The sequence below is a fragment of the Nisaea sp. genome, from assembly GCF_040217065.1.
Taxonomy (GTDB): Bacteria; Pseudomonadota; Alphaproteobacteria; order Thalassobaculales; family Thalassobaculaceae; genus Nisaea.
Window position 1 is genome coordinate 106611 of sequence record NZ_JAVJNX010000005.1, and the last position, 19315, is coordinate 125925.

General features: G+C 61.8%; 19 protein-coding genes and 1 tRNA gene. 10 read left to right on the forward strand and 10 right to left on the reverse strand.

Translation table 11 applies throughout. From position 1 onward, the window contains the following. Nucleotides 1–13: 13 nt before the first annotated feature. On the reverse strand, nt 14–835 hold the full coding sequence (locus RH950_RS05200) for a putative hydro-lyase (RefSeq protein WP_350054400.1): 822 nt from the start codon (nt 833–835) through the stop codon (nt 14–16). A gap of 79 nt (nt 836–914) precedes the next feature. Further along, nucleotides 915–1793 (reverse strand): LysR family transcriptional regulator, encoded by an 879-nt coding sequence (locus RH950_RS05205; protein ID WP_350054402.1) that lies wholly within the window; start codon nt 1791–1793, stop codon nt 915–917. Nucleotides 1794–2098: 305 nt separating this feature from the next. Between RH950_RS05205 and katG the strand changes: the two genes are divergently transcribed. Both katG and RH950_RS05215 read left to right on the forward strand, forming a co-directional pair. Continuing rightward, the gene (gene katG, locus RH950_RS05210) at nt 2099–4258 is read left to right on the forward strand and encodes a catalase/peroxidase HPI (protein ID WP_350054404.1); all 2160 of its coding nucleotides are present in this window, start codon (nt 2099–2101) and stop codon (nt 4256–4258) included. 172 nt (nt 4259–4430) lie between these two features. Continuing rightward, complete coding sequence (locus RH950_RS05215; RefSeq protein ID WP_350054406.1) at nt 4431–5321, forward strand: NAD(P)-dependent oxidoreductase; 891 nt, start codon at nt 4431–4433, stop codon at nt 5319–5321. A 27-nt stretch (nt 5322–5348) separates the two neighbouring features. On the opposite strand, the gene RH950_RS05220 is transcribed toward RH950_RS05215, so the two are convergent. Then, nucleotides 5349–6236, reverse strand: a complete 888-nt coding sequence (locus RH950_RS05220; protein ID WP_350054408.1) for a LysR family transcriptional regulator — start codon at nt 6234–6236, stop codon at nt 5349–5351. 101 nt (nt 6237–6337) lie between these two features. Here RH950_RS05220 and RH950_RS05225 point away from each other — a divergent pair, with 101 nt between their 5' ends. Next, on the forward strand, nt 6338–7219 hold the full coding sequence (locus RH950_RS05225; RefSeq protein WP_350054410.1) for a phytanoyl-CoA dioxygenase family protein: 882 nt from the start codon (nt 6338–6340) through the stop codon (nt 7217–7219). Continuing rightward, nucleotides 7216–7818 carry an HD domain-containing protein gene (locus tag RH950_RS05230; protein ID WP_350054412.1) on the forward strand — a complete coding sequence of 201 codons (603 nt, stop codon included), beginning with the start codon at nt 7216–7218 and terminating at the stop codon, nt 7816–7818. The genes RH950_RS05225 and RH950_RS05230 overlap by 4 nt, the downstream gene beginning before the upstream one ends. A 61-nt stretch (nt 7819–7879) precedes the next feature. On the opposite strand, the gene RH950_RS05235 is transcribed toward RH950_RS05230, so the two are convergent. The 4 genes from RH950_RS05235 to RH950_RS05250 are packed head-to-tail and all read right to left on the reverse strand — an operon-like array spanning nt 7880 to nt 10661. Continuing rightward, the gene (locus RH950_RS05235; RefSeq protein WP_350054414.1) at nt 7880–8740 is read right to left on the reverse strand and encodes a fumarylacetoacetate hydrolase family protein; all 861 of its coding nucleotides are present in this window, start codon (nt 8738–8740) and stop codon (nt 7880–7882) included. Nucleotides 8741–8791: 51 nt separating this feature from the next. Next, a complete protein-coding gene (locus RH950_RS05240; protein WP_350054416.1) occupies nt 8792–9283 on the reverse strand; it encodes a GlcG/HbpS family heme-binding protein in 492 nt (163 codons plus the stop codon). Nucleotides 9284–9295: 12 nt separating this feature from the next. Then, nucleotides 9296–10003, reverse strand: a complete 708-nt coding sequence (locus RH950_RS05245) for a GntR family transcriptional regulator (protein ID WP_350054418.1) — start codon at nt 10001–10003, stop codon at nt 9296–9298. Between the two features lie 19 nt (nt 10004–10022). Next, on the reverse strand, nt 10023–10661 hold the full coding sequence (locus tag RH950_RS05250) for a cupin domain-containing protein (RefSeq protein ID WP_350054420.1): 639 nt from the start codon (nt 10659–10661) through the stop codon (nt 10023–10025). A 173-nt stretch (nt 10662–10834) separates the two neighbouring features. On the opposite strand from RH950_RS05250, the gene RH950_RS05255 reads away from it, so the two are divergent. The 3 genes from RH950_RS05255 to RH950_RS05265 all read left to right on the forward strand — a co-directional run bounded on the left by RH950_RS05255 (nt 10835) and on the right by RH950_RS05265 (nt 13929). Continuing rightward, nucleotides 10835–11875, forward strand: coding sequence for a type 2 periplasmic-binding domain-containing protein (locus RH950_RS05255; RefSeq protein WP_350054422.1), 1041 nt, complete (start codon nt 10835–10837; stop codon nt 11873–11875). 99 nt (nt 11876–11974) lie between these two features. Continuing rightward, on the forward strand, nt 11975–12613 hold the full coding sequence (locus tag RH950_RS05260; protein WP_350054424.1) for a TRAP transporter small permease subunit: 639 nt from the start codon (nt 11975–11977) through the stop codon (nt 12611–12613). Then, the gene (locus tag RH950_RS05265; protein WP_350054426.1) at nt 12610–13929 is read left to right on the forward strand and encodes a TRAP transporter large permease; all 1320 of its coding nucleotides are present in this window, start codon (nt 12610–12612) and stop codon (nt 13927–13929) included. Before RH950_RS05260 ends, RH950_RS05265 begins: the two co-directional genes overlap by 4 nt. 462 nt (nt 13930–14391) lie before the next feature. On the opposite strand, the gene RH950_RS05270 is transcribed toward RH950_RS05265, so the two are convergent. The 3 genes from RH950_RS05270 to RH950_RS05280 form a co-directional block, all read right to left on the reverse strand. Then, on the reverse strand, nt 14392–15237 hold the full coding sequence (locus RH950_RS05270; RefSeq protein WP_350054428.1) for a hypothetical protein: 846 nt from the start codon (nt 15235–15237) through the stop codon (nt 14392–14394). Nucleotides 15238–15561: 324 nt separating this feature from the next. Next, nucleotides 15562–15638: transfer RNA gene (locus RH950_RS05275), tRNA-Arg, on the reverse strand. A gap of 80 nt (nt 15639–15718) precedes the next feature. Continuing rightward, a complete protein-coding gene (locus RH950_RS05280; protein ID WP_350054430.1) occupies nt 15719–16135 on the reverse strand; it encodes a ParB N-terminal domain-containing protein in 417 nt (138 codons plus the stop codon). 529 nt (nt 16136–16664) lie between these two features. On the opposite strand from RH950_RS05280, the gene RH950_RS05285 reads away from it, so the two are divergent. The 3 genes from RH950_RS05285 (at nt 16665) to RH950_RS05295 (ending at nt 19249) form a co-directional block, all read left to right on the forward strand. Further along, nucleotides 16665–17474: a 2-keto-4-pentenoate hydratase gene (locus RH950_RS05285; RefSeq protein WP_350054432.1), complete on the forward strand. Its 810-nt coding sequence runs from the start codon at nt 16665–16667 to the stop codon at nt 17472–17474. Continuing rightward, entirely contained in the window at nt 17471–18337 is an 867-nt protein-coding gene (locus RH950_RS05290; protein WP_350054434.1) for a DUF547 domain-containing protein, read from the forward strand. The genes RH950_RS05285 and RH950_RS05290 overlap by 4 nt, the downstream gene beginning before the upstream one ends. Nucleotides 18338–18436: 99 nt before the next feature. Beyond that, on the forward strand, nt 18437–19249 hold the full coding sequence (locus RH950_RS05295) for a putative universal stress family protein (protein WP_350054436.1): 813 nt from the start codon (nt 18437–18439) through the stop codon (nt 19247–19249). The last annotated feature ends 66 nt before the right edge of the window (nt 19250–19315 follow it).

Genomic DNA, 19315 nt, shown 5'->3' on the forward strand with positions numbered 1-19315 from the left:
TGTTTTTGAATGGTTACGCGATGAAACTATTGGTCTGATCGTCGATGTCCGTGATCAGCATCCGCCCGGGCGTGTGAGTGATGCAGAGGGGCGGGCGGGCTTCTGCGAGGGCATTTTGGGGAGTCACGCCGCAGGCCCAGAACATCGGCACGCCGTCGGTGCCCACAGGCGGATCGCCCCAGTCGGGCGCATGAATGTCATTTATGCCGATCTCGGCCGGATCCCCGACATGAACCGGCGCCCCATGCGCCCAAGGGAACCGGGCGGTGGTCTCCCGCGCCAGCGCCACCTGTTCCGGCGCCACGTAACGCAGCGAGACAACCATGCCGCCACCGAAGGGACCGGCAGGAGCCGTCGCGATATTGGTTCGGTACATCGGGACGGTCCTGTCGGCATCGATATGGGCCATCGGTACGCCGGCCGCGACGAGCGCCGCCTCGAACGTGAAGGAACAACCGATGGCAAAGGCCACGAGATCATTGCGCCAGACCGCTTTCAGGTCCGGCACGGTGTCGACCAGCGCACCGTCACGATAGATGTTGTAGGATGGCGCATCGGTCCGCACGTCGATCCCGCCGAGCGCCGGCCAAAGGGGATTGCCGGCCTCGGTCATGCCCACCAGCGGGCAGGGTTGCGGGTTTTGCCGACAGAATGCCTCGAAATCGGGTGCATATTCCGCTGGCAGGATCGCCAGGTTGACCTGGAGCTTTCCGGCGGCAAGCCCTGCCGTATGCCCGCGATAGGAACCTGTCCTGATGGCCGCCCGCACCGACGTCACATCCTGGCCGGCAAGGGCGTCAAAAGTCGAAACTTTGGTTTCCTGGTGCGTGATCAAGGTCGCAGCCTCCTGTTCGGTAAGAACTCTAGGCAGCGAATTTGATCACGGGCAAATTAGTAATTTTGGGAATTATTGATCAATTATTTTTATCGTATTCAACGGCGATCTGCCGGGCGATCGCGGCTGCGCGGCCGCTCACCGCTGCCTCCGGTGCCGCCAGGAAGGACGCCGTGAAACTGAGCGGGGCGGGGCTCCAGCCCGGATCGAACTGCTCGACCTGGCCGGATAGCAGATAGTCCGCCGCGAGCGACAGCGGCAGGGCACCGATGCCGAGACCGGCCGCGACCAGCCTGAAACAGGCCGAGAGCGAGGAGGAGGGGAAAATCACGGCGCTCGGCCCGTACCGTTCAAGAAGCGCCTCTTTCAGAAGACGGAAGGGCCGGGTATCGCGGGCGAAGGTGATGACCGGCGCCCCCCTGGCCGGATCGCTGACGGCGAGGGACGGTGCCCGCAACCAGGTCATCTGGTAGGCTGGCAAGGGAATGTTCTCCACGCGATAATCCGATACCGGCCCCATCAGAAGCGCAAGATCAATGGCATTGCCCAGCAGGCGGTCGCGCAGATTGCGGGAAATGTCGACATCGATCTCAATGCTCAGTCTCGGAAACTCTGCCCGCAATGCCGCGATGAATTCCGGCAGCCAGGACTGGACGATGGTTTCGGACACACCGATGCGGAACATGGATGCGACCTGCTCCGGGTGCCCCACATCGCGCTGGATCAGGCTGTTCAGCTTCAGATACTGCTCGGCATGACCGATCAATGCCACACCGCTTCTGGTCGGTCGCATGGCGGCGGACCGGTCGAACAGCTCGACGCCCAAAGCGGATTCGAGTGTTTTGATCCGTGCCGTCACTGCTGGCTGCGTCAGGTGTAATTCCTCCGCCGCCTTGCGCACATTGCCGGTGCGCGCTACGGCGAGGAATGCCCGGAGTTGGTCGAGTGTGAAGCGCACCGGTCAATCCGCCCTGTTGAACGTGAGTTGAAGTGCCGCCGAGCGGTATGAATCAGTAGCGCAAAGTGCGAGAGACACCAAACACGGAGAGCGGGATCTGCGGCGTCACGACATGCTGCGTCGTCTTCCGGGCGGGCTGACTTGGGCTCCTCGCGGTGTGGGTCGAATGCGCACTTAGAATAATTCCAGTAAACTGAAATATCCCCCTTGCGCTTGGCTGGAATTGAGTCATTTTAGAATGATTATAATTCGCGCTTACGGGCTGAAGTCGTGAGCAGTTTCTCGGACCATTGGGAGGGTCTACGATGAATGAGATGAACAAATGTCCGGTGATGCATGGCGGCAATACCTCGTCCGGTATGTCTGCCACGGAATGGTGGCCGGAAGCGCTGAACCTGGACATCCTCCACCAGCATGACAGCAAGACCAACCCGCTCGGCAAGGACTTCGACTATCGCGAGGAGCTGAAGAAGCTTGATGTCGCGGCGCTGAAAAAGGACATGCACGCCCTGATGACCGACAGCCAGGACTGGTGGCCGGCCGACTGGGGGCACTATGGCGGTCTGATGATCCGCATGGCCTGGCACGCGGCGGGTTCCTACCGTCTGGCGGACGGCCGTGGCGGCGGCGGTACCGGCAACCAGCGCTTCGCGCCGCTGAATTCCTGGCCCGACAATGCCAGCCTGGACAAGGCACGCCGTCTGCTGTGGCCGATCAAGAAGAAATACGGCAACAAGGTCAGCTGGGCCGATCTCTATATCCTGGCCGGGAACATTGCCTATGAATCCATGGGGCTGAAGACCTTCGGGTTCGGTTTTGGCCGCGAGGATATCTGGCATCCGGAGAAAGACGTCTATTGGGGCGCCGAGAAAGAGTGGCTGGCCCCGAGCGACAGCCGCTATGGCAGCGTCGATAATCCGGCGACCATGGAAAACCCGCTGGCCGCGGTCCAGATGGGCCTGATCTACGTCAATCCGGAAGGCGTGAACGGCAAGTCGGACCCGCTGAAAACCGCCGCCCAGGTGCGTGAAACCTTCGCCCGCATGGCGATGGATGACGAGGAAACAGCCGCGCTGACCGTTGGCGGCCACACCGTCGGCAAGACGCACGGCAACGGCGATGCCGATACATTGGGCCGTGAACCTGAGGCCGCTGACGTCCATGAGCAGGGCTTCGGCTGGACCAACCCGGCCGGAACGGCGAAGGCCAACATGGCCATCACCAGCGGTCTCGAAGGTGCCTGGACGACCGAGCCGACCAAATGGGACAATGGCTACCTGGAATTGCTGCTGAACCACGAATGGGAGCTGAAGAAGAGCCCGGCCGGTGCCAGCCAGTGGGAGCCGGTCAACATCAAGGAAGAGCTCAAGCCGGTCGATGCTTCCGATCCGTCGGTGCGTCACAATCCGATCATGACCGATGCCGACATGGCCATGAAGATGGATCCGGCCTATCGGGAGATCTGCGAGAAGTTCTACAAGGACTTCGACTATTTCTCCGATTGCTTCGCCCGAGCCTGGTTCAAGCTGACCCACCGCGATATGGGCCCGAAAGCCCGTTATTTCGGCCCGGACGTCCCGCAGGAAGATCTGATCTGGCAGGATCCGGCACCCAAGGGGGCGACCGGTTACAACGTGGACGCGGTCAAGGCGAAGATCGCCGAGAGCGGCCTGTCCATTGGCGAGATGGTTTCGACCGCCTGGGACAGCGCACGGACCTATCGCGGCTCCGACATGCGGGGCGGCACGGACGGTGCGCGCATCCGTCTGGCTCCGCAGAAGGATTGGGAAGGCAACGAGCCGGCACGTCTGCAGAAGGTGCTCTCCGTGCTCGAGCCGATCGCCAAGGGCGCGGGCGCGAGCCTCGCGGATGTCATCGTCCTTGCCGGTAATGTCGGTGTTGAAAAGGCGATCAAGGCCGCCGGTTTCAACGTACCGGTGCCGTTCGCGCCGGGCCGCGGGGATGCGACCGCCGAGATGACGGATGCCGACTCCTTCGATGTGATGGAGCCGGTGGCTGACGGTTACCGGAACTGGCTGAAGCAGGACTATGTGGTGAGCCCGGAAGAGCTGATGCTTGACCGCACCCAGCTGCTGGGTCTGACGGGGCCGGAAATGACCGTCCTGGTCGGCGGCATGCGGATGCTTGGCACCAACCATGGCGGGACCAAGCACGGAGTCTTCACAGACAAGGAAGGCGCGCTGACGACCGACTTCTTCGTCAACCTGTGCGACATGGCCTACAAATGGGTGCCGACCGGCAAGAACTCCTACGAGATCCAGGACCGGAAGACCGGTGCGGTGAAGTGGACGGCGACCCGGATGGATCTGGTTTTCGGCTCCAACTCGGTCCTGCGCGCCTATGCCGAGGTTTATGCCCAGGATGACAGCAAGGAGAAGTTCGTGAAGGACTTCGTTGCCGCCTGGACAAAGGTGATGAACGCGGGACGGTTCGATCTCGCCTGAGGCGGAATGACATCCGGCCTGCGTCGCTGACGTCGGCCGGATGACGGAAAGATGAAGGCCCCGGTGCAGTCGCGCCGGGGCCTTTGTCATTTTCAGCCCGGGGCCTCCGCCTCTGGAAAGCCGCGGGCGCATGGGGCTATGCTGACGCAAAAGATAAGGGGAGGGGAACAGGGTGACCGGACATCTGAGAGTGGGCTTCATCGGCGCCGGCCTGATGGGGCACGGCATGGCAAAGAATCTGATCGGGAAGGGCTTTCCCCTGACGATCATGGGCAATCGGAACCGGCAGCCGATCGATCATCTGGTCTCGCTCGGCGCCGCCGAGGTTGCCAGTCCGCGTGCGGTCGCGGAAAGCTCGGACCTGGTCTTTCTCTGCCTGCCGAACTCCGGCATTGTCGACCGGATCGTACTCGGCGCCGATGGCATCATCGAAGCGGCCCGCGACGGCCTGATCGTTGCCGATTCCACCACCGCTGATCCGGGGGAGACGAAACGCATCGGGGCGGCGCTCCGGGAGAAAGGCGCCGCCATGCTGGACACACCGCTGACCATGACGCCGAAAGAGGCCGAGAGCGGCACCCTGAACGTCCTTGTCGGCGGTGCGGAAAGCGATCTCGAGACCGCGCGTCCGGCAATCGAAAGCTTCGGAAAGAACATCTTTCATGTCGGCCCTCTGGGCGCGGCGCACAGCCTGAAGCTGATCAACAATTTCATGTCCATGAGCATGGTCGCGCTGTTCGCGGAGGCCGTCACCACGGCGCGCAAGGCCGATGTCAGCATTGCCGGGTTGCACGAGGTGATCTCCGCCGGTGCGCTGAATAACGGGCTGTTCCAGAAGGTCATGGACTGGCCTCTGAAGCAGGATGCGAGCGGGCTGCAGTTCGCCATCGAGAACGCGCTGAAGGATGTCGGCTACTACAACCGGGTCGCCGCCGATACCGGCTCCACGGCGTTGATCGGCGCGATCGTGCAGCAGATCTATGCGCTCGCAAACGCCCAGGGCGAGGGCAAGACACATGTGCCGAAGCTGATGGATGTCATGGGGCGGCTGAACGGTCTCTGAAGCTGCGTTCCCGTCGCCAGAGAGCGGTCAGCCGGCAGTCAGCCAATCGACCAGGAGCCGCGCCGCGCGGGAAAGCGGGCGACTGTCGGGCCAGAGGATGAAATAGGATTGCTGCCCTTTCACTGGTGGCAAGAGGGGAACCGGCTGCAAGTTCAGCGCTTCGGCCATGTCCTGACATGCGGGTTCCCGCGCCAGGGCCAGTCCAAACCCAGCATGGGCCAGCATCAGGGCGAGCGGGGTTGTGTCGACGAAACTGAGATCCATGTCCCCGATATCTATCCCCTCGATATTGGCGAGGACCTGGTGCCAGCCGGAACGATGGGGCGCGACTTCGATCAGGCGCATGGTCCTGATGTCTTCCAGTGAGGAAATCGAAGATACCAGGTCGGCATGACCGACCACGGACAGTGTCTCGTCGAGAAACCGGATTGCCGTGTCGGGAAAATCGATCGCCGAGCCGAAGGCGATTTGCAGATCCGGCTGCCCTCCCGAAGAGGCCGTGCGGAAGTCCGGGATTGTGTTGCCGGTTGTCAGATTGACGCGGATACCCGGATTGGATGCCTCGAACTCCTTCAGCTTCTCCGGAAGCCATCCCATAGCGAGAATTGTAACGGCCTGGAGGTTGACGATCTGACGGTCATGGCTGCCGAACAGCGCACCTGCCGTCGTGTCGACCGCAGCCAGTGATTGCTGGACGACGAGCATGAAAGCCCGTCCCTTTTCGGTCAGAACCACCCGTTGCGGCCGTCTTTCGAACAGCGCTTCGCCGAGATGGGTTTCCAGCGCGAGGATCTGCTGACTCACTGCCGCAGCGCTCATGTTCAGCACCTCGGCGGCGCGCGTGAAATTCTCCATCCGCGCGGCGACATCGAAAACGCGGAGCCAGTTCAGCGAGGGAATGCGGCGAGACGGCATCAGAGCATGTTAAGTAAAACTTATTCTATGGGGCAAGAACCATTGCTCTGCCGCTCTACCGCCGCCTGCTAGGCTGTTTCCAATCGGTCAGGGAGGTTTTCATGGGCCAGGGCATCACGGCCAAAGAGGTGGATCAGTATCACCGCGACGGGTTTGTCGCCGGTATTCCGGTTTTCGACAGCGAGACGGTCGCTTCGGTACGCTCTGAAATCGAGGACCTTGAGCGGAACCACCGGGACGGTATGGGCGGTCATGACCTCAATCAGTTCTTCCGGGTGAACGGCCATCTGGTCATCCCGTTCCTCGCGGACCTGGCGCGACGACCGGAGATACTAGATGCGGTCGAGACGGTGCTGGGTCCGAACCTGCTGGTCTGGTCGGTCGAGCTTTTCATCAAGGAGCCGGGCTCGAAAAAGACTGTCTCCTGGCACCAGGACCTGACTTATTGGGGCATGGGGGAAACCGACGGCGAGACCACGGCCTGGATTGCGCTCAGCGATGTTTCCGTCGAGGCCGGGTGCATGCGGTTCATTCCGGGCAGCCATAAGAACGCCATCGTCGCCCACGAGGATACGTGGGGGGGCGAGAACCTGCTCTCGCGCGGCCAGCAGATCGCCGGAGTGCAAGAGGAGAGGGCGGCTTACGGTCCGCTGCAGCCGGGCGAAATGTCCCTGCACCACGGCCGCTGTTTTCACGCCTCCGGGCCGAACCGATCGACTGACCGGCGCATTGGCCTTGCCATTCGCTATGTGACGCCGGAAGTCCGCGATGAGGCGACGGGCCGGGATTACGCAATGCTTGTGCGTGGTTGCGACAGTGCCCGGGGCTGGTTCAACGTCGCCGGCCCCCGCGGTCTTTTCGCCGCCGAGGATCTGGCGCTGTATGATAGGGTTCTCGCCGATCAATCAGCGGTACTCGCCGCCGGGGCAACCGGCGACGTCGCGATGTACGCGAATTCCGGAGCGGCAGGGACAGGGGCATGAACCGGCAGGATGAAACGGTTTCCTTCACCCAGATGAAGGATGGCACCAAAGCCGATTACGAGCTTCTTCATGAACTCGAAAAGCCTTATCTCGCGATGACCGCAGACCGGGTGCTGGATGAGCTGCGGCGGCACGGCGAAGTAACGTTTCCGGGCTATCGGATCACCCGTCTTGAGCATGGCCTGCAATCCGCCACCCGGGCGGAGGCCGAGGGGGCCGATATCGACTGGATCGTCGGCGCGCTGCTGCACGACATCGGAGACGGGCTTGCGCCGCAGAACCATGACAGGTTCTCGGCCGAGGTGATCCGGCCCTTCGTGCGTTGGGAAGTCTCCTGGACGGTGGAGCATCACGGCATTTTCCAGATGCTCTATTACGCCCATCACTACAATTGGGACCGGAACGCGCGCGAGCGCTTCCGGGACCATCCCTGTTTCGAGACCTGCTCCGCATTCTGTGAGCGCTGGGACCAGGCCTCGTTCGATCCGGATTACCCGTCGCAGCCGCTGGACCATTTCGAGCCGATGGTGCGACAGGTTTTCGCCCGTAAAGCCTATGACCCGGCGGTTGTTCGCGAGGGTGAGGCAATCGGCCTCTAGGGATCTCCCACGACATCCAGGGCGACTCAACCAAGAGATGGCTGGCAACCGGTCAGCCGGTTTAGGTTTCGTTTCTGACCGGATTGCGCAGGGCCCCGATGCCCTCGACCTCGATCTCGACGATGTCGCCATCCTTCATCCAGACCGGCGGCTTCCGGGCATAGCCGACGCCTTCCGGCGTTCCGGTCGCGATCAGGTCGCCGGGTTCCAGGGTCATGGTCTGGCTCAGGAGGGAAATCGTCGTGGCGACCGGGAAGATCATGTCCGCCGTTGTTGCGCTCTGCATCACCTCGCCATTGAGGCGGGTCTGGATCTGCAGGCCGACACAGCCGTCGGGCAATTCGTCCGGCGTCACCATTTCCGGACCGAACGGCCCGGTACCGTCGAAATTCTTGCCGATGGTCCATTGCGTGGTGCGGCGCTGGTAGTCCCGCAACGTCGCGTCGTTGAAGATCGAGTAGCCGGCGATCACGCCGAGCGCTTCCGTTTCGCTCAGTTTCGAGGCGTGGCGGCCGATCACGACCAGCAATTCACACTCGTAATCGAGATTGCCCGAGAGCGCCGGGCGAATGATCGGCGCATCGTGGGCGACGAGCGAAAGGCGGCTGCGCATGAAGATGTCCGGATAGGTCGGCGGCTCAGCCCCGCCTTCCTTGGCGTGCGCGGCATAGTTCCGTCCGACGCAGAGAATTTTGGGGGGATCGGCGATCGGCACGCAGAGCGTCAATCCTTCGAGCGGGAGGCGTTCCGTCGCCGTATCTGCCGCCTTTCTGGCCGCGTCGAACGCCTCGGGACCGGCCTTGATCAGGGACAGCAGGTCGCGTGGCAATTGCGGCGCGGCGACACTGAGATCGACCACCTCAGAGCCGAGCCGCACGCCGAGCGTGGGGGAGCCGTTTTTTTCGAAGCTTAAGAGTCGCATTCTCTGTCCTTCTTGGATGAGTGATTCTTGATTGGCCGTGTCGCGCGAGTTTCAGAGGGCGGCGGACTTCCAGTTCTCGACCGGCTCGGCCGGATCGGAGACGAGCCCCGCTGCCCGAATGCCGGTGATTGCCGCATATTCGTCCCTGTCCGAGGCGTCGCCGCTGACGCCGACCGCGCCGATCGCCTTGCCGTCCGCGCCCAGGATCAGCACACCGCCCGGCACGGGTATGAACTTTCCGCCGGAGGCGGCGGCGATCGCGGACTGGAAGGCGGGTCTTTCCTTCAGCCGGTCGCGGATCGTCCTGCTCGGGATGCCCATGCCGAGTGCGGCTGCGGCCTTGCCGATCGCGATGTCGCCGCGGACCGTCCCGCAGCCATCCTCGCGCTGGAAATGTACCAGGGTTGCACCGGCGTCGAGCACCGCGACGGTCAGCGGCAACAGGTTCGCCTCCCGTCCTGCGGCCAGGGTATTGCCGGAGATCGCCTGCGCGATCTCCAGCGTGAGAGTCGATGCTATATCGACCAGGTGATATCCGCTCATGCTTCGACCTTTCTAGCGCAGGCGTTCTTCAAGAAAGCGTCCGGTGCTTTCATAGTGGGAGATCAGACGCGACACGGCCACGTCCGCGTCACGGTCCAGTGCGGCACTCATGATCGCTTCATGTTCCTCACCGATCCGCCGGCTCGGGTAGGCCGATATGCCCGAGATCATGCGGTAGCGAATATTCTGGTCGTAGAGCTGGTCGCAATAGCGCAGCAGAATCGACGAGCCGCAGGCGGAGATCAGGGCGGTGTGGAAAGCCTTGTGCCGAATTTCCCATTCGGGGTTTGCGTCGAAGTCTCCGCCTTCCCGCGTTCTGGGAAAACGCGCCAAATGATGGTGGGCGATGACAAGCGCCTCTTCCCAGGCGCGGTCGCCATGGAGAATTGATTCCTCGAGGGCGCGTTTCTCAAGCCAGCACCGAGTCTTCAGGAGCTCGCTGAATTCGGCCTTGCTGACGACGGCAACGCGGAAGCCGCGCTGATCCACGCGCTCGACCAGATTGTCGGAGGTCAACAGGCTGAGGGCCTCCCGTACCGGGGTTGTGCCGACACCGTAACGCGTGCAGAGGTCACTGATTTTCAGTTTGGTTCCGGGTTTCCAGGCACCATTGAGGATGTCCGCCCTAATGCGCCCCGCAGTCTGCGCGGTGAGCGACGAGGTGTCGCGCCGCAATGGTGTGGCAGAGTGGTCGATACCGGATTTAAGAGAGGTTTCCACTGGCTACGCCTTGCGTCCTTCAGTCCCCGAGTTTGACCAGATATTCGCAGAAACGCTCGTGAGTCTGAAGCTTTGGCTTAGCCTCGTCCTCGGCATTCAGATAGCGGATCGTCGGCTTACCCAGATACGCTTCTGGCAGCAGGTGGGCCCGGACGAAACGGCTTTCCCGGTCCTCGGCGCAAATTGCTGTCACGGGTGAGTGCGCGCCTTCGAACCAGGGGACTCCAGGAGTGATGAGCGTGCTGTGATCATCCGATTTTATTTCCAACTGACCAAAGAGCAGATACCGGAATCCGGGCCCGGGATGCTCGTGCCGATAGGCGCGGGCCCCTTTGGGAAACCCGACCGAGTCCAGCCGGAAGGCATAGGTGCCCGGTGCTAGGTCCAGCCCAGCATGGTCCTGCAGGACGCAATGTTCTGGCGTTTCCTGCGGAACCTCGCCGAGGGACCAGAGACAGAAGCGGCCCGTACCGGTAACGGTTCCTGCCGTCCCGGCGGCGAGAAAAGTCCCGTTTCCCGCTTCCAAGGCCATGCCGTCGATCGTTACCGTCCCGTCTTGCACATAAAGCATGGAGGGGGCGTCGGCATTCGGCAGGGCAATTTCCTGCGTCGAGGCGGTCTGGAATACCCGGAAGATCATCTGGTTTGCATACATCATGGTCCATTCTAAGGTTGGATTTTTGGCTTGATCCAGAAAAAAACGATTTTTTTTAATCTAAGGACAGAATATGTTTATTTTCAAGTAAGACGCAGATCGCCCTCGAGCGGCGGTCGCGACGAATGAAGGGCGACAGGAATCGCTCGTGAGGCAAACAGGTCTGGGAGGACAAAATGCGCAGGAAATTTTTAGCAATCGCCGCCGCGACGGCGGCCTTTATCGGGTGTGCCGCGCCGACACTGGCGGCGGTGGACGGCCCGACCCTGTTCTGGAAACTGTCCATGTGGGGGAACCCGCGGGCCCTGTCCGCCGGCATGGAACGGCTGGCCGAGAAGGTCGCCGAAGAGACCGATGGCAAGTTCCGCATCAAGATTTTCTATGGCGGGCAATTGTCCAAATCGCGCGAGAATCTCGACGGGCTGAAGCTCAATGCCTTCGAGGGCGCCGCCTTCTGTAATTTCTATCATCCGGGCAAGAATCCGGCCTTCATGGTGTTTTCGCTGCCGTTTCTGCCGCTGGGCGATCCGCGCGTCGACAAATATGTCCGGTCGCGGATGATGAGCCATCCGGCGCTGGTCGCGGATATGGCGAAGTGGAATGCCGTCCCCTATGTCTCTGGCCTGCTGCCCCAGTACGAGATCCTCGGCAAGGGTGAACCGCCGCTGAAACTGAGTGATTGGAGCGGCCTGCGGGTGCGGGCCGGCGGCGGCCTCGGAGCCGCGATGGAACGGCTGGGTGCAGTGCGGCAGACCCTGCCCGCCGGCGAGACCTCGACCGCGTTCCAGCGCGGGGCGCTCGACGCCGCGGCCTTCCCCTACACCTATGCCCATGTCGCCTTCAAGATCAGCGACGAAGCCGACTGGTACACGTCCAACCTCACTCCCGGTACGTCTGAATGTGGCTGGGTCTTCAACAAAACCGCTTATGCCAAGCTTCCGAAACAGTATCAGGATCTCCTCACGGGAATGCGGGATGAGGTCATGGACGTGACACAGGCGGCCTATGCAGAAGAGGACAAGAAGAACCTGCCGATGTTCGAAAAGACCATGACGAAGATCACCTATGACGAGGCGACCCTGGCCGAGTTTCGCAAGGTTGCCGGAAAGCCCGTCTGGGACGAATGGATTGCCGAGAACAAGGACAAGTTCGACGCACAGGGCGTGTTCGACGCCGTCTGGGCCTACGCCAAAGAAGCTGAAGCGACGCTGAAATAGGCACCGCGCAAGGTACCGGGCGGTCCGCGTGCCGCCCGGCGCCCTGATCGGCCGGGCGACCTTGCTGGTCCGGCAACACCAAATAAACGAGGTCGTTTAATGACATCCGAGACGCCGGGCGAGAGCCCCGGAGGTTCCTTCGGTTCTTTCCTCCTGCAGGCTGACAGGACTCTGACGCCGTTTGAGAATCTGGCCAATTTTGTCGCCGGTGCGGCGGTGCTCGGCTTGATGCTGCTGGGGGTCATGCAGATCGTGCTCAGGAGCGTCTTCAACAGCCCGATCGTCGGCTATATCGACCTGGTCGAGCTTTCGATGGCGGTCCTGGCCTTTCTTGGTGCGGCCTATTGCCAGCGTCTGGGCGGGCATATCCGCATGGAGCTCCTGCTGGCTCACCTGCGTGGCCGGACCCTTTGGATCGTGGAAAGTATCGGCACGATCGCGGCCCTCGGGATCATCGCCGTGATTGTCTGGTTTGGCTGGGATCATTTCCTGCGGGCCTATGAACTCGGCGACACCACGATCGATGCCGAATTCCCGGTCTGGCCCTCGAAGCTTCTCGTTCCCATCGCCTTCGCGATCTGGTGGGGGCGGCTGTTCATTCAGTTGCTGGGGTCGTTGCGGCTCGTGCTTGATCCCGACGCCGAGCATATCGGAGTGGTCGTGCCCAAGGATGCGGCCGAGCTGGCCCAGGAAGAGATCCGGGAGACCTTTGGCGAAAACCAGGATGACGGTCGATGATACTCGGAATTGGATTTGATGACCCGTTCCTGGTCGGCTTGCTCGGTGTCGGCTTGCTGCTCCTCCTGGTGCTGGTCGGCATCCGGATCGTGTTTGCCGCCTCCATCGTCGGGTTGCTTGGTCTGGTGGAACTGCTGGGCTGGGCACCCGCAGCCGGGATCGTCGGCACGATCCCGCACTCGAAATCCTCCACCTATGCGCTGAGCGTCCTGCCGCTGTTCATCCTGATCGGGTTCCTCGCCTTCCATGCGGGGATGACGCAGCAGCTATTCGATGCGGCGCGTAAATGGATCGGATGGGTGCCGGGCGGGCTGGCGGTGGCCACGGTCTTCGCGACCGCCGGATTTGCCGCCGTCTCCGGGGCCTCGACAGCGACAGCCGCCGTGTTTGCGCGGGTTGCCATTCCGGACATGCTGAAGCACGGCTATAATCCTGCCATGGCGGCGGGCGTGGTGGCGGCCGGCGGGACGCTGGCGTCACTCATTCCGCCTTCGGCGATCCTCGTGATCTACGCGATCATCGTCGAGGAATCGGTCGGTGCCCTGCTGCTCGCCGGTTTCCTGCCGGGACTTGTTTCCGCATTGATCTACGCCGCGATCATCATCCTCTGGGCGACGGTGCAAAAGGATGTCGGCCCGCCGGTGACCGGCTTTACACACATGGATCGCCTCAAGGCCCTGCCAGGGACCTTCCCGATCTTCGCCGTCGTCATCATCATCATCACCGCGATCTATGGCGGATGGGCGACGCCGACCGAAGCCGGTGCGCTCGGCGCCGCAGTCGTGCTCGCCATGGCGCTCCGGCGGGGGATGAAGGCCAGGACGGTGCGCGACGCCCTGATGGAGACCGCCAAACTCACGGCGATGATCTTCGCCATGATCTGGGGTGTGCTGATCTTCGTCAGGTTCCTCGGTTTCTCCGGTCTGCCGGAGGCCTTTACCGTCTGGATTCTCAGCCTCGACATGCATCCGATGGTGATCATGATCACCATTCTGCTGGCCTATGCCGTCCTTGGCATGTTCATGGATGCCATCGGGATGCTCCTGCTCACGCTCCCGGTGGTCTATCCGGCGGTGATCGCGCTTGGTTTCGACTCGATCTGGTTCGGCATTATCGTGGTGAAGATGGCGGAAGTCTGCCTGATCACGCCGCCGATCGGTCTCAACTGTTTCGTGGTGAACGGGGTCCGGCCGGACATTCCACTCGGCAAGGTGTTCCGGGGGATCCTGCTGTTCTTCATCGCCGATGTCATCACCATCGGAGTGCTGATCGCTTTCCCGGAGATCATCACCTTCCTGCCCAGCCTCCTGCTTTGAGGCCGGGGTCCTCGGGGGCTTGCTGTGCGGGCCGGTCAGCCTGCGGAGACCGTCCCTCGATCCGGCTTGCATGGCGCGCTGGTTTTCCATGTTGGTGCTGCTCTGCCCGGCGTCGGGGCCGGTCCTGACCGGGGCCGCCATGACCAGCCTCTGAAACGCGCGGCCCAGCTCCGTTCCTGCCCGTCGGCGCCGCCTTCCTTCTGCCTTTAATCCTTGGTTAGACGGCGCATTCCAATCGGGTTTTCCGTGGAAATACTGGCAATGGAGAACGGCGTCACTGATGCCGCAAGTCGTTTGTAAACTGGGTTGGACTTTTTGTTGTGGTGTGGCCGTTGTTGCCGTGGCGGGTCGTCTGCTGCATCGGCTGCTTGTCGCCTGACGCGCGTTCAGGTTGTGAGCGGAACCGTTGGCCGGCGTCGCGGCATGTGCTGCAGCGAAGTCGCCTAACGACCGAACAAAGCGCTACTTTGCCAGACGATAAAGAATCGGCATTGCCATGATGTCGTTGGCGGTGAAGTTGGCCAGCACAAACCTGCCGAGCGACGGCCGGAACAGGAGATGCGGCAGGATGTCGGCCAGCCGGTCCCATCGGCAGTGATTGATCAGGCTGTAATCTGATTTCTCGCCGGCGACCGGTTGCAGCGGGGTCGAATTTGTAAGGTTGGCATAAGCGGTCCACCAGCCGGCGGTGTATTCCCAAACCCCGAGCAAGATGTCGATACCGTCAGCGCCCTTGGCGGCGATGTCCGCCGCGTAGAAATAGTTAAAAAGGAATATTCCGTCTCGGTCGTGATCGACTTCGGCGATACGCTTGGCGTTGGACCCGACAAAGCAATGGGTGTGGCTCGCCCCTTCGGTCAGTAGGTTCTGGATGGTGACGAACGCTTCACTGTCGCGGACCGAGCGTGCGGTGTCGACATCGCTGCATTCAACCAGCACGACTATGTCAAATGCAGCCAAATGCACGTCGTAGCCACTCCTGGCGATGAGTTCCCGGCCCTCTTTCGACCCTGGTGGGATGACGAAAGCGTCGAACAGGTCGACCCGTTGAACCCGCTCCGGTTCGGCCGCGCGGAGCGCGGCGGCGGCAGTCTTCAGCGAGGCCAGCAATGCCTTCTTTTCAGCGCTGTTCCGTTTCAGGGGATGCGGCCGTTCAACTTCCGCAGCCAGATGAATGTATCCGAAGCTGTTGGGTGGCTGGATCATGCCCTGCTCGCGGATGTCTTTCGCGAGATGACCATTCACGATCTTCATTCCGGCTGGCCATTCTTCCATATCGGAAACAGGCTTACCAGCTTCACTCGTCATGGAGATGATCCAACTATGCTTTAACGGCTAATGCGTTTTACTTTATTTGTACTTACAATTTACCATGTTTCGCGTTCCGCTCAAAGCTTTGTGGCGCTCCCGCTGCAAAACCGCTCATCGCCTTTGACGAACGTTTGCGAACTGCGTTCGCGTTCTTGTCGAACCCTCGGAAACTTTGGGTTTCCGATAAGTCGGAGCATTAGCAAACCGTGCTCCGATTGGCCTTTGAAGGGCAAATCGCAAACGGCCGAAAAGGGGAGGCGAACCGCGCGAAACGCAGAGGCTTTAGGGTTTTAGAGGCTCTGGCTGCCTTCGATGAAAGAGTGGTGACCCCGACAGGATTCGAACCTGTGACCTACAGATTAGGAATCTGTCGCTCTATCCTGCTGAGCTACGGGGCCGCCTAGGCGAAGGTGATACAGGAGCGGGCGGCGCTTGCCAATGGGGCGCGGCATATGTCGGTGGGGGAAACCGGGATCGGTCAGGCGGGCAGGGAGCGGTTGCCGGTGTCGGCGCTGTCCTGCAGCGGTCCTTCGGTCACCAGGCAGCTGATATAGTGGACCTTTTCCCGGAATAGGTTTGACAGCCATTCTTCCGCCACCTTGCGGGCTGCGGTCAGGCGGTGGCCGCCATCGACCAGCACGAAGCTGTCGTCGAGATAGAAGATGCGGAGCGGGTCTGTCGAGGCGTAGCCGTGATCCCGAATGGCGCGGACAAGTTTCCAGAACCGCTCGTTCTCCCGGTTCATGCCGCGGTCGTCATTGATCAGGTGAAGTTTCTCGATCTGGTCAAGAGTCAGGTCCACCTCGGCAAAGCCCTGGCTGCTGATCTGCTTCTTGATCGATTTCTTTACCTTGCCCTTGATGACCATGTCGGCCGCCTCACACCTTTCCCGCATGTGTTACAACTCAGTGACTTAGTAGATAGGTTCGAACGAAATTAATTTCCAGTAAAAAATGCGCACTCATTGCGCTTTGGCGTTTTGTACGGTTCACCTTCGCGCGTTCGTATTCGGCTATCGTGCTGATACAATACAATATTATAGGTTTAAGAAACCTTAAGCGCGGTATTGGAATTTCCGGACCGGTCTGACGCTCCGGATAGCGCCCTGGCCATGCGTCATGCATGGGTTTTACGCCGACAGATCGGGTGATTCGGCAGTGGTCGCGGGAGCATCCAGTTCTCCGGATGTAACGTGCCGGACCTTTCGGGCCGGATAATGCGGTGTGGTTTCCCGTGCCTGGAAAACCATGGGAGCAGTCTGATGGAGATGTTCGATCGAATATTCGTATGGTCAGTCCCGATGTTTCAATTGCAGGGCCATTTGGCTCGCCGGTTCAGTTGGTATTGAGCGTGCGTTCCGGATCGGAGACACTCTCCCGGCATAGCAACAGGTCCGTCAGGGGACGGCCGATGGAGGAAATCAAATGCCGGAAACCGGAGCGAATGTGGATAAGGAGCAGGCAATTGCCCGGCATCTTCTGGCGGAACATAGTACAGGCAAGCCGTTCCTGACGCTTGAGGGGGAACTGGCGCTGGCCGACATGGCGGAGGCCTACCGGGCGCAGCAGATTTTCGTCGCCCTTTCCAGGGAGGCGCGCGGCGCCGGCATTGCCGGCTACAAGATCGCCCTGACCTCCGCCGCCATGCAGGCGTTCGTGGGTGTTGACCATCCGCTGCTGGGCGCGATCCTCGACGACACGGTTTTCCACGCCCCGGCGGAAATTTCCCTTGGCGCGTTCCAGCATGTCGGTGTCGAGTTCGAGCTTGCGCTGCGGCTTGGCCGCGATGTTCCCCCGGTGGCGCAGCCCTACAATGCGGTTTCAATTGCCCCCTATGTCGATGCCGTCATTCCGGCCTTCGAGCTGATCGAGGATCGCAACGCCGTGTACGAGAATTTCGATGCCAGATCGCTGGTGGCCGACAATGCCTGGTCCGGTGCCGTCGTCCTGGGGCAGCCGGTGACGGACTGGCGCGGCTTCGATCTTGCCGCAACGCCGACCCGTCTGGAAACCGGCGGGGAGGTGGAGACCGCGACAACCGGCGCAGCACTCGGCAATCCGCTGACGGCTCTGGCCTGGGCGGCGAACGAGCTGTCCGCCCAGGGGCGTCCGCTTGAGGCCGGCATGATCGTCATGACCGGATCGACCCTGAAGACCCGCTTTCCCGGGGCCGGGGAGCGGTTTCTCTACGAGGTGGAAGGGATCGGATCGGTCCAGATGTCCATCGTTCCGTGATCCATAAACGTTGGCAAACCCGGCGCCAGGTGCTGGCCGGCGGGCTGCTGGCGGCGACGCTCGGTGGCTGCAGCGCCGGACTTTTCCGCCTGGACCGGCCGTTCGTGCCCGGTCCGGTGCGCCCTATTGAGCACTGGCGGGCCCATGTGCCGGGCGCGCGCCGGCTGGTCGATCACCGTCTCTGGGACCGCTTCCTGGGGAAATACCGCCGTCTCAGATCAGACCATGTTCCCCTGCTGCCCTATGGCGAAATCGCGAGCGCGGAATGGGAGCTGCTGGATACCTATCTCGGCGGGCTGGCGGCGACGCCCGTCCGGTCGCTGGACCGGCCGGAGCAATATGCCTTCTGGCTCAATCTGCACAATGCCCTCGTGGTCCGGTTGATTTCCCGGGCCTATCTCGTGCTGTCCGTCCGCGACATCGATTTCGGCGACGGCACGCCCTGGAACAGGCCTATTGTCGAGGTCGAGGGCCGCCCCCTCAGTCTTGCCGATATCCGCGACGGCATCCTGCGCGCCATCTGGCGCGATGGCCGCGTGCATTACGGTCTCTGTTACGGCGCCATCGGATCGCCCGGCCTGCTGGCGCAGGCTTTTACCGGTGAGACAGTCGATCGCATGCTCGACGAACAGGCGCTTGATTTCGTCAATCATCCGCGCGGTGTCTGGGCCGACGGCCGGGCCGCGACCCTGTCCGGCCTGTATGACTGGTATGCGGCGGATTTCGGCGGCTCGCGGCAGGCCGTACTGTCGCATCTCCGGCTTTACGCGCTGCCGGCCTTGCGCCCGATGCTGGCCGAAGACGTTGCCGTCAGCTATGCGTTCGACTGGTCCCTGAACGATGCGACAGGAAGTTTGGGTTAGAGTCGGATTCCGCAATTCTGATATGCTTTAGTCACTGTTCAGGCCTTTATCCGGCGCTGCTATCGGCTTACGGTATCGTATGAAATGGAGATGCAACCAATGAAACAAGTCCTTCTGCCGTTCGGGGCCGATAACGCTGACGTGACGCCGATTGCCGCCGCCGCCCGCATGGCGCAGCGGTTCGACGGCAAGGTGACGGCCTTGTTCTATCCGCGTCTGCCCGATCCGGTGATCGTCGATCCGATGAGCGGGGGGGTGGTGTCATATGAAGGCATCGACGAGGAGGTTGCCGCGCAGCGCGAACAGGCCGAAAGCCAGTTCCTTGCCGCGAAGGGGAAACTCGATGACGATCTCGGGGGGCGGGTTTCGGTTGAACTGCACCGTCTGTCGAACTGGCGCCAGATCGGCGAGGAGTCGCGGATTTTCGATTTGACCGTGGTGGCCCGCGCAACCCGTAGTCCGCATTGGCAGACCCTGTTTGAAATGGCCTTGTTTGAAGGTGGGCGCCCGGTAATGCTGGCGCCCGAAGGCTGGGACAAGCCGTTCGGCGAAACGGTCGTCGTCGCCTGGAACCGGAGCACCGAGACGGCCCGCCTGATCGGCCAGAGCATCCCCATCCTGCGTTCCGCCAAGGCGGTGCATATTGTCGAGCTCGAAGGCTGGTACACATCCGGCCCGGACGGGGCGGCGCTGCAGAATTACCTGGCCGGACACGGCATCAAGGCCGAGCAGCACAAGAGCGACGCACCGAGCGGTCCGGGAGCCAAGATGGTCGAGATCTCCCGGGAGCTCGGGGCCGACCTCCTGCTGAAGGGGGCCTATACCCAGAGCCGCCTGACCCAGCTGATCTTCGGCGGGGCGACACGGCAGATTCTCGATCAGTCCGACATCCCGGTGATCTTCGCGCACTGATGCGGAGCCTGTGCCCCTAGGCCGGTAACCCGGGCCGGCTGTCGGCGTAGAATGCGATAGGGGATC